This window comes from Haloferula sp. A504 (assembly GCF_044385805.1).
GTDB lineage: Bacteria > Verrucomicrobiota > Verrucomicrobiia > Verrucomicrobiales > Akkermansiaceae > Haloferula.
On the sequence record NZ_JBISBU010000033.1, the window covers coordinates 49,877 to 58,335 of the forward strand.

An 8,459-nucleotide genomic window follows, 5' to 3' on the forward strand; every position below is an offset into this window, starting at 1 on the left:
CCCGGCCGGAATCCACTTACATCTTGCCGAGCTCGCGAGCGGCGATCATCAGGGTCTCCCTGACACCCGGGGCGAAGCCTCCGTCGGTTTGCACCGCCAGCAGGACCGATCCCTCACGCACGAATTCGATCGGCGCGCTGCCACAGTAGAGCTTCACCTGACCGTCCCCGAACCCGAGACCACCGATCAGGCGCTTGATCGCATCGACGGCACCGACTTCGGAGGCCGAGACGCGGGCGAGATTCCGGATCCCCGGAAGGGCACCGGCCCGTTGCAGGATTTCGGACGCCGAAAGTTCGCGGTCGACGCCGAAGATCGCACGAAGCTCGAGCTGCTTGATCGAGCTGGAATCCGATTCCATCGAATCGGTAGCCGCCGGCGAGGGAGCCGGTTGCGGTGCCGGTTCGGGAGCTGCGCTCGCGGGCTCCGGTGCCGGCGTGGGATCCACGCCGAAGGGCGACGACTGCGGCTCGGATGCCGTCGCAAAGGGAGAACTGGACTCGGCTTCGGCAGGCTTGGGAGCCTCACTGAAGGGAGACGCCGCCTCGGAGGCTGCCGGTGGCTCGTAGCCGAAGGGGGATTTTTCGCTGCCGGAGGCGAAAGGCTGGGATGCCTCGGGCTCCAGGCGCTTCGGAGTTTCCTCCGCCACCTCGGAGAAGGGCGACTTGCTCTCGGGCGACGGCGACGCGAAGGGACTGTCGTCGCCCTCATCCACGGCGAAGGGACTCTTGGGTGGATCGGTGAATCCTTCCTGCGGTTCGAAGATGCCTTTGTCTTTGCTCATGCTGCCTGGTGTCGAATGGAACTGCCGAAATCGGCTGGCCGAGTTTTTAACCGAGATGCTTTGGGAGGTCGAGAATTTCATTGGTCCTCGCCAGTGAACGCCGGAACCCGGTGAATCGCCCGCACTCCAATCTCCCCTCCAACGCCCCATTTCGATTCGGCGTGCTTCCCCACCCCTCCTCGACGAGCCCTTTGATCACCTCTCCCGGGCTGCCTATCACCCACACATTTCCGGCGACACTATGAAGCGTTATCTTGTATTCAAGATCTCTCAGCCGGCCTGCATCTTCCCTTGCGTGGCAAGTCATACTTGAAAGTCCCAACTACAACTACCGTAATTCGACCGGCTTTCCGTCACTCTTTTACCCGAAAACCGGCTTAATCCCGTGCCAAGCTCTGGTACTACTGACCCGAATGGGAGGCCCCGATCTCCAAACCGGCACCTTTCCCGCCGCCGCCGCCCTCCCCAGGCACCTCCGCCGGCTTGCCTCAATCCAGCGGACTGCGCACACCCATCCCTCCGTTGCCCGTCACGTGCAGGTAGATCATCGTCGTGCTCACGTCCGAATGCCCCAGCAGCTCCTGCACCGAGCGAATGTCGGTTCCTCGCTCCAGCAGATGCGTGGCGAAACTGTGCCGCATCGAGTGACAGGTCGCCCGCTTGGTGATCCCCGCACGCCCGACCGCCTCCTTGAACACCTTCTGCATCGAACCCTCGTGCAGGTGATGCCGACGCCACTCGCCCCTCTCGTCGCGCACCAGCTTCGCCGCGGGAAACACCCAGAACCACGGAAAGCTCGTCGCCGCCCCGCGATACTTCCGCTCCAGGGCACGTGGCAAAGTCACCCGTCCCTCGCCCCGCGCCGCATCCCCGGCATGGACCCGCCCCGCTTCCTCCACCGCTTGGCGCAGCCGTTCCTCAAGTGCCCGCGGCAAGGGCACGACCCGCTCCTTCCCTCCCTTGGTCTCCCGCAGCACGATCTGCTGCCGGTCGAAATCAAGGTCCTTGATCCGCAGCCGCATGCACTCCGAGATCCGCAGCCCGCTCCCGTACATCAACTCCGCCGCCAGCCTCCACGGATCGGGAAGTTCCTTCAGGACCCGCTCCACCTCCGGCTTCGACAGCACCACCGGCAGGTGCCGCCGCTCCCGCGCCCGGCCGAACTCCCCGAAATCCACCGTCTCCTTGCCGAAACCTCTCTTGAAAAGAAACGACAGGGCATTGAGCGCCTGCTTCTGGGTTCCCGGCGACACATCCCTCACCACCGCCAGGAAATGCAGGTAGCGCCCCACGGATTCCGGCTTCCTCACCGCCTCCGGCCCGCCCAGCACCCGGTAGGCGAAGCGCACGTAGCGCGTCGCCCACGACACGTATCCCGACTCCGTCCGCAACGCATACTCCAGCGCCCGCGCCCGGTCCCGCACCAGCCTCGCCGTCCACGCCACGCCCCGCTCCTCCCCGGGGTGGGGCTTGCGCCACGCCTCCTCCATCACCCGCCACTCCTCGCACCGGATCTCCGAACGCATCCGCGTCGGATGCTCCCGCTCCAGCGTCCGCACCCGTTCACTCCACCCCGCCCAGTCGATCCGCCGCGCCCATTCCCCCCACCGCGCACGCCCCGCACGACACAGGGCAAGCCGGCACGCCTCGATCGCCTGTCTCACCTGCCAGCCCGAAACCCTCTCATCCCCTATGAGCCGATGCACGAACTCCTCCACCTTCTCCCGGTCCGGCCCTCCCGGACCCGCCTCGTGGAACATCCGCTCGACCCATCGCACGAAATACGGCCGCTGGACTTCGGGAATTCCCTCCTCGGAAAGAACCCTCATGAAGCCACGCCAGAAACCATCGTCAGACAAACCGGATAATGTGTTCATAACCACAGCATCTAAAAGTGTCCTTCTGAACACCTGAAAGCATTTTGTTGTAAGGAACTCCGGCCATCAAATTTTCCACGAACATCAACGAACCCTGATGACTCGGCCTCGAACCCCCGTCACTGCAAGCAATCGGCCCACGGGCACGATCCGACCCGAAACGTTCCGCGATGTTCCACGGACGGGCGAACTTTCTTATCATCGTACGGGATATCCCCCTGGAAACCACGATCCGTAGTTTCATCTGAAAGCCGACGCGGGCCATCAACCAGAAACCCGCCCCCGTGCCGGACCTCCGATGCCCCACAAGTCGCTGGAAGTCAGCACCCGGCGAGTCTAGAACCGCTGCCAGACCGCTCCCTTGACGAAGCCTCCCGCCCTTGGCACCCTTCAGGAAGACAAGATTCGTGATTTCCCCGGGAAACCACGAGTCGATACAATACACTGTTGGGCAAAAAAAGACTTCGCAATACTGCATCCCATTATGTCCCCGCGTGATTACACCGAAGCTGAGCTTGTTGAAGCCTACCTCATCGCAAATGGGATGACAGGCGACGAACCATCTTCGTGGGCGAATGACGAATTGTTGGGTTTGGTGTGGCAGGACCCAGAACGGGCTTGGCCGATCATATGTTTGATTGTGGAGCGCAAACCACCAAAATGGATACTGGGTATCCTTGGTGCCGGGCCACTAGAAGACCTGTTAAGAGCGCATGGCTCCCGTTTTATTGATCGAATCGAAGAATTCGCACTACAGAATGAGCTTTTCCGCTGTGATGTTCTTGCATGCGTTTATCCCATTGCTTGCCATCCTGAGAGGGTTGCCGACAGGGTAAGAGCTGTTTGCCACTTAGAATCCGAGAGACCCAAAACACAAGAACAAGAAGCCCAACAAGCCGGCGCATGACAACCCCTGACCCGTTCTGAGTTCGATGACCACCGGTAGCATAACCCTTAAACCACAGTCGAAAGCGCGCCCTCGGTCAGGGGTGCATGGCCTTTGACGTTCTGCCAAGAAAACCATGTGGAAAACCGCTACACTAATCTCCGCTGGTGGGGTGGTTTTCGCGATCGTTGGGACTGAGCTTCTGCGTGGAGCTGTAGATAAGCACCGCACGAAGACCCAGGGTATGGGCGGAACGCAGGATGTCTTATTGATCGGTATGATTGTCGGCTGGAGTTTCTTCTTCGCGGCAGTCGGTTTCGGAATCAAGTGGTGGATGACTGCAGATTAGAATAGAATCACCGAGACGATGCCCAAATTGCTCTGCAAGATCATTGATTCCTTCTCCATCGAAGGGCGTGGCACCGTGATCGCCCTAGAATCGATGTATGAGTGGCGCATTCCGAGATCGGAACCTGTTCACCGCCGAGAGGTCATCAGGATATTGCGGCCGGATCAGTCGTCCACTACGACTTTCATCAAGGACTTCGATTTCATCCGGCACGCGGGAGGGCGAGAGTCTCTCGCGTTCACGCTTCCTCGGAATGTTGGCGTGGAGGATGCGCCTGCTGACTCGATGATTTTTCTCGAACGAGAGGATGACGTTCCGATATTCTGGGATGGCGTGCCACCTCGAATCACCAAGGCAGAACAAGGCGGTGGTGGACAAGCGGCTACTCGCTCTGAGTCGACATGACCCTCTTTATTACAACACTCAACCCTGTTTCGAGGTGGCGCTCCCAGTAGCCGCTGCCACACCTCGGACGTTCGCTAGAAAACCATGTTCGAGTTCCACGGTTGGGCGACAATTCACGCCGATGATTCGGATGATCCTGCCGGTGACCTGATGGAGGACCGGGAGCGGGGGATCATGGCGGCAGTTCGTGACGCCATCCGTAGGGTCGAAGGGGCCAACCGTGACTTCCGCCTGAATCGATTGAATGGGACCGCCCACCTGATCTTCTGCGGCGACCACAATCACCGAGACGAAGCGATAATCGAGTTCTTCAAACGCCTCTCGAAGATTGCGCCCCATTCGTATGGCAAGCTTCACGTCCGCGACGACGAGGATGCCCGTGGCTTCGAGAATTCGATGCGCGAGTGGACGATGGCCCTCGGACAGGTGACCGAATCAACAGACGCGCAAATGTCCCCCTGCGTCCCCGCGCTCGAACCAGAATACAACGAAGCGAACAAGCCGTCGTAGGCAACCCCGCTACCCGCTCCGAGTCGAATTTTCATCGTGATTTGAACCCTTTCCAGTGTATCGGAGTGCGGCTCCCGTAGCGGGTTGCCTAGACTCTGACGTTGGACTAAAATATCTAGCGATATGAAAAGTCCGGCGGAGTTATGGGATTAGGTCGGACTTGAATTGGCGAGTCATACTGTTTATGTGAACAGTCATGCTTGCGACGGTCAACGACATTCTGCGTGAATGGCGGCATCTGTGGCCCGGCGGCCTGACGGAGCGGGATTACTCGGTGCTCAACCTCATGGCGCACTGCCGCCACGGCGAACTGGGATACAACCGCGCCGAATGCCGGAGCTGCCATCATGACGAGTGGTACGCGAGTTCCTGTGGCGACCGCCACTGCCCGCAGTGTCTTGGTCCGCGCCAGGCGAAATGGTCTGAACAGGTCTGCGGGCGTCTGCCGGACTGCCCGCACTTCCACGTCGTGTTCACCGTGCCGGCGGAGTTCCACGAGTTCTTCGCGCTGAATTACCGGACCGCCGCCGACCAGCTCTTCGGGGCGGTCGCCGAGACGCTGCGGATCTTCCAGCGCAACGAGTGGAAGATGGAGGGCGGCTTCTTCGGGGTGCTGCACACCTGGGGCCGTGCGCTGAACTGGCATCCCCACATCCACCTGCTGGTCAGCGCCGGAGGGGTCCGCTACGACGGGTGCTGGACCTCGGCACGGCGCAACTACCTGTTTCCGGTGCGGGCGCTTTCGAAGGTGTTCCGGGCGGTGATGCTGCGCCGGATCGAAGCGCTCGACGCGTCGCGTGAGGTGAGCTGGCCCGCCGGACTCGCCGCACTGGAAGAGCGCCGGGACTGGCGGCTCAAGCTCGCGACGAAGGGCTGGAACGTGTTCAGCCGGCCGACGCTGGGAAACACCCGGGCGGTGGTGCGCTACCTGGCCCGCTACACCAGCCGCATCGCGATAAGCAACCACCGCATCCGGCACGTCGACGAAGGGCGGGAGACGGTGAGCTTCGAGTGGAAGGACTACCGCGAGGGCGGGCGGAACCGGGAGATCACGCTCGGAGGGGCGGAGTTCATCCGCCGCTTCACCCGCCATCTGGTGCCCAAGGGCCTGCGGCGGATCCGCTACTTCGGACTGCTGGCCGGGCGCAGCGAACGCTTCACCCGGCTGCCCGGAGCACCGGGGAGTTGCGCCGCAGAGAGGAGCCTCCCGGTGTCCCGGCCGGTCTGCAAGCGGTGCGGACGGGAGGAATGGCGCTACGACGCGTGCTATCTGACGCGCCGGGCTTGCGTCGAGGGTTTCCGATCTGCCGCAGGCCTTCTGGCACGGGGGCTGGCGAGCTTTTCCCTTCCTCCCCCGACAGGCGCGAACTAGAGTGTCCAACAAGTCGGATGCACGCGACGGCGAACCAGCCTTGATGGAGAAAGTGTCTGCAAGCCGCCGCGCGTGATCCTAAACGTTGGCCAGAAATGAAGACCCTACTGATTCTTATTGCACTTGCTACCTTGACGATCAGCTCAGAGGCAGACGGCCCTATTGCGGTGAATCGAATCGTAGCCACCGTCAACGGAAGGCCGATTACCGCAAAGAAACTTTCACAGCGGGTTGAGAGGGATGTTCGAGCGTTCCTTGCTGAGAATGACAATCGGCGGAATGACCCAGAGGTCGTGGCGGGCGCTCGAGAGATCGTGCGCGAGAAGCTGTGGGAAGCAATCCACGAGGCGCTTATCGAAGACTATGCTCGACGATTGAAGAAGGTGGAGCGAGAGGCGTGGCTCAAGGACTTCCAGGCAAAAGAGGTAGAGGAAAAGGAGAAGGTCTACGAGCGCCTGCTGGAGAAGGCGAATGTGCGCATCCGACAGCCTGAACTCCGTCAGTCCGACTCGGAATAATCGAACCAAGGCCAACAAGGCGAATATGGCGACACCTTACAGCGCCCTTGTTGAATTTTCGTTTTGGTGATTAGAATCCGGTAACGAGAAGCGGAGCGGCGTCGTAAGGGACGGTGCCGCCATTTCTCAGACGTTGTGCCAGAAATGAACCTTCCAGACTGCGTAGTTCCCTTGATCGATGCGGTATGGAAGGAGTGCCGTGCTGCGGAGGTCCGATACGAGTCTAGCGGCGAGACGAAGAAGTACGGAATCCCACCGAAGGAACTCTGGATCATGCAGGCAACCGACGCCGACTGGAAGCGCGCAAAGTGTAAGGAGCCATACAGCGGATTCTGGCAGTTCTCCGGTAGCGAGGTCGAGGAGGCTGCCCCGTTCGAGATTACTTGGCGCGATGAGAAGCCGAACGGAATGTACTGGAGAATTGGGCTCATCCAGTTCGTGCTTGATGTGCAGAATCAGCGGAGCGTTTACCACTACACCCTGGGGCCGCGATACGGGCGGGGCTACAAGGTGACCTTTGATGACTTCGAGCAGTTCAGAATGCGTCCGGATCGAGATCGGATGCTTTGGGTCAGCTGACCCGGTAATCGAACAAGGCACAACAAGCCGAAGATGGCGACTCCTTACAGCGGCCTTGTTGCGTTCGCGCTTTGGTGATTCAATCCGGTAACGAGAATCGGAGTGCCGCCATGAGGGCCGGGATCGCCATTTCTCAGACGTTCGGCTCAGAAAATGAAACAAGACCTCCCCGAGCCCGATACTGATTCTCAGCCGATTTATGTCTCGGAAGAGGTTCTGGAGATACTCTTCTCGCCATCTAGACGATACAGGGCAATAATCACAAAGGATCGCGAAGGACTTCTCCGTATTCACCGCGATTACTGGTGCACCTCTGATTACGAATACATCGGAGAAGGCTACTGGTGCCAGAACGACACACTTGCCACGATCACAGACACGATCGAGTCAGCACGGAAGCTGGCGCAGGAGGCCTTGGACCAGACCGGGGATCGAGCTCCGCAAACAACCCAGCCGAACAAGGCAGAGTAGGCAAGCCTCACCACGCCGCGAGTCGAAAGCTTCATGGCCATTCAACCTTCAATCCCGATTCGGAGTGGCGCTCTCAGGTGAGGCTGCCTATCTTCGGACGTTCGCGATGAAATGACCCGCTATCTCCAGGTAGGTTCCATCGTGCTTCTCATGCACATCGTCGGGTCAGCGCTCTTCTTCGGATACCTGAGCGGACCGACCGCCATCATTTGGGCGCCTCTTACGGGCCTATTCGGATGGTTTTTCGTCATTCCCGAGCTGATTGGTGTTGCCCTTCAATGGCTTCTCTACGACCCCTATCCAAAGCCATCCATGCGGAAGTTTGCTGGGTATGCAGCCTCGTCGGCGCTGGTTGGAGGTGCCGTCGTCGCAGTGCTTGTGCCGAAGGAGCAAGGCAGCCATCTTGAGTTCTGGATCGCTGGTCTGTTGGCTGGAGCCGGAGCAGCAATCTTCTCGTTTCTGTGCATCCACCTGGTCAAATCGATGGAAATCGGGAACGCGAACAAGCCGCTGGTGGACGACCCTTGACCACGGCCTTGTTGTAGGTCCTGTGAGGTGGTAGAAGAACCCCGGGCTGCCCGAACCGCCGTCATTGGGACCCGGGCCGCCACAGCTCAAACGTTGCTATGGCTGCTTGTTTGGCAAGGGGCAAATTGATGTTTTTTCCATAACTCGTGGGGAGTGATAGTTTAACTTCGGGGAAGGGCT

At 60.1% G+C, this 8,459-nt stretch carries 10 protein-coding genes; 8 read left to right on the forward strand and 2 right to left on the reverse strand.

The window, feature by feature from the left end; genetic code table 11:
- Positions 1–16: 16 nt before the first annotated feature.
- Both ACG2LG_RS14995 and ACG2LG_RS15000 read right to left on the reverse strand, forming a co-directional pair.
- The gene (locus ACG2LG_RS14995; protein ID WP_396260280.1) at positions 17–784 is read right to left on the reverse strand and encodes a hypothetical protein; all 768 of its coding nucleotides are present in this window, start codon (positions 782–784) and stop codon (positions 17–19) included.
- Between the two features lie 488 nt (positions 785–1,272).
- The gene (locus tag ACG2LG_RS15000; RefSeq protein ID WP_396260282.1) at positions 1,273–2,613 is read right to left on the reverse strand and encodes an integron integrase; all 1,341 of its coding nucleotides are present in this window, start codon (positions 2,611–2,613) and stop codon (positions 1,273–1,275) included.
- A 532-nt stretch (positions 2,614–3,145) separates the two neighbouring features.
- Here ACG2LG_RS15000 and ACG2LG_RS15005 point away from each other — a divergent pair.
- The 8 genes from ACG2LG_RS15005 to ACG2LG_RS15040 all read left to right on the forward strand — a co-directional run bounded on the left by ACG2LG_RS15005 (position 3,146) and on the right by ACG2LG_RS15040 (position 8,279).
- Positions 3,146–3,568: a DUF6869 domain-containing protein gene (locus ACG2LG_RS15005; RefSeq protein WP_396260284.1), complete on the forward strand. Its 423-nt coding sequence runs from the start codon at positions 3,146–3,148 to the stop codon at positions 3,566–3,568.
- A 346-nt stretch (positions 3,569–3,914) separates the two neighbouring features.
- Positions 3,915–4,301 carry a hypothetical protein gene (locus tag ACG2LG_RS15010; protein WP_396260286.1) on the forward strand — a complete coding sequence of 129 codons (387 nt, stop codon included), beginning with the start codon at positions 3,915–3,917 and terminating at the stop codon, positions 4,299–4,301.
- A gap of 84 nt (positions 4,302–4,385) precedes the next feature.
- A complete protein-coding gene (locus ACG2LG_RS15015; protein WP_396260289.1) occupies positions 4,386–4,811 on the forward strand; it encodes an Imm7 family immunity protein in 426 nt (141 codons plus the stop codon).
- 196 nt (positions 4,812–5,007) lie between these two features.
- Positions 5,008–6,183, forward strand: coding sequence for a transposase (locus tag ACG2LG_RS15020; protein ID WP_396260291.1), 1,176 nt, complete (start codon positions 5,008–5,010; stop codon positions 6,181–6,183).
- A gap of 56 nt (positions 6,184–6,239) precedes the next feature.
- On the forward strand, positions 6,240–6,701 hold the full coding sequence (locus tag ACG2LG_RS15025) for a SurA N-terminal domain-containing protein (protein WP_396260299.1): 462 nt from the start codon (positions 6,240–6,242) through the stop codon (positions 6,699–6,701).
- A 144-nt stretch (positions 6,702–6,845) separates the two neighbouring features.
- Positions 6,846–7,280: a hypothetical protein gene (locus tag ACG2LG_RS15030; RefSeq protein WP_396260293.1), complete on the forward strand. Its 435-nt coding sequence runs from the start codon at positions 6,846–6,848 to the stop codon at positions 7,278–7,280.
- 153 nt (positions 7,281–7,433) lie between these two features.
- Positions 7,434–7,751 (forward strand): hypothetical protein, encoded by a 318-nt coding sequence (locus ACG2LG_RS15035; RefSeq protein WP_396260295.1) that lies wholly within the window; start codon positions 7,434–7,436, stop codon positions 7,749–7,751.
- A 111-nt stretch (positions 7,752–7,862) separates the two neighbouring features.
- A complete protein-coding gene (locus ACG2LG_RS15040) occupies positions 7,863–8,279 on the forward strand; it encodes a hypothetical protein (protein ID WP_396260297.1) in 417 nt (138 codons plus the stop codon).
- Positions 8,280–8,459: the final 180 nt, after the last annotated feature.

Coding starts and splice junctions, on each gene's coding strand:
- ACG2LG_RS15000 (WP_396260282.1), bottom strand. CDS start 2,613: ATGAGGGTTCTTTCCGAGGAGGGAATTCCCGAAGTCCAGCGGCCGTAT.
- ACG2LG_RS15030 (WP_396260293.1), top strand. CDS start 6,846: ATGAACCTTCCAGACTGCGTAGTTCCCTTGATCGATGCGGTATGGAAG.
- ACG2LG_RS15035 (WP_396260295.1), top strand. CDS start 7,434: ATGAAACAAGACCTCCCCGAGCCCGATACTGATTCTCAGCCGATTTAT.
- ACG2LG_RS15040 (WP_396260297.1), top strand. CDS start 7,863: ATGACCCGCTATCTCCAGGTAGGTTCCATCGTGCTTCTCATGCACATC.
- ACG2LG_RS15020 (WP_396260291.1), top strand. CDS start 5,008: ATGCTTGCGACGGTCAACGACATTCTGCGTGAATGGCGGCATCTGTGG.
- ACG2LG_RS15005 (WP_396260284.1), top strand. CDS start 3,146: ATGTCCCCGCGTGATTACACCGAAGCTGAGCTTGTTGAAGCCTACCTC.
- ACG2LG_RS14995 (WP_396260280.1), bottom strand. CDS start 784: ATGAGCAAAGACAAAGGCATCTTCGAACCGCAGGAAGGATTCACCGAT.
- ACG2LG_RS15015 (WP_396260289.1), top strand. CDS start 4,386: ATGTTCGAGTTCCACGGTTGGGCGACAATTCACGCCGATGATTCGGAT.
- ACG2LG_RS15010 (WP_396260286.1), top strand. CDS start 3,915: ATGCCCAAATTGCTCTGCAAGATCATTGATTCCTTCTCCATCGAAGGG.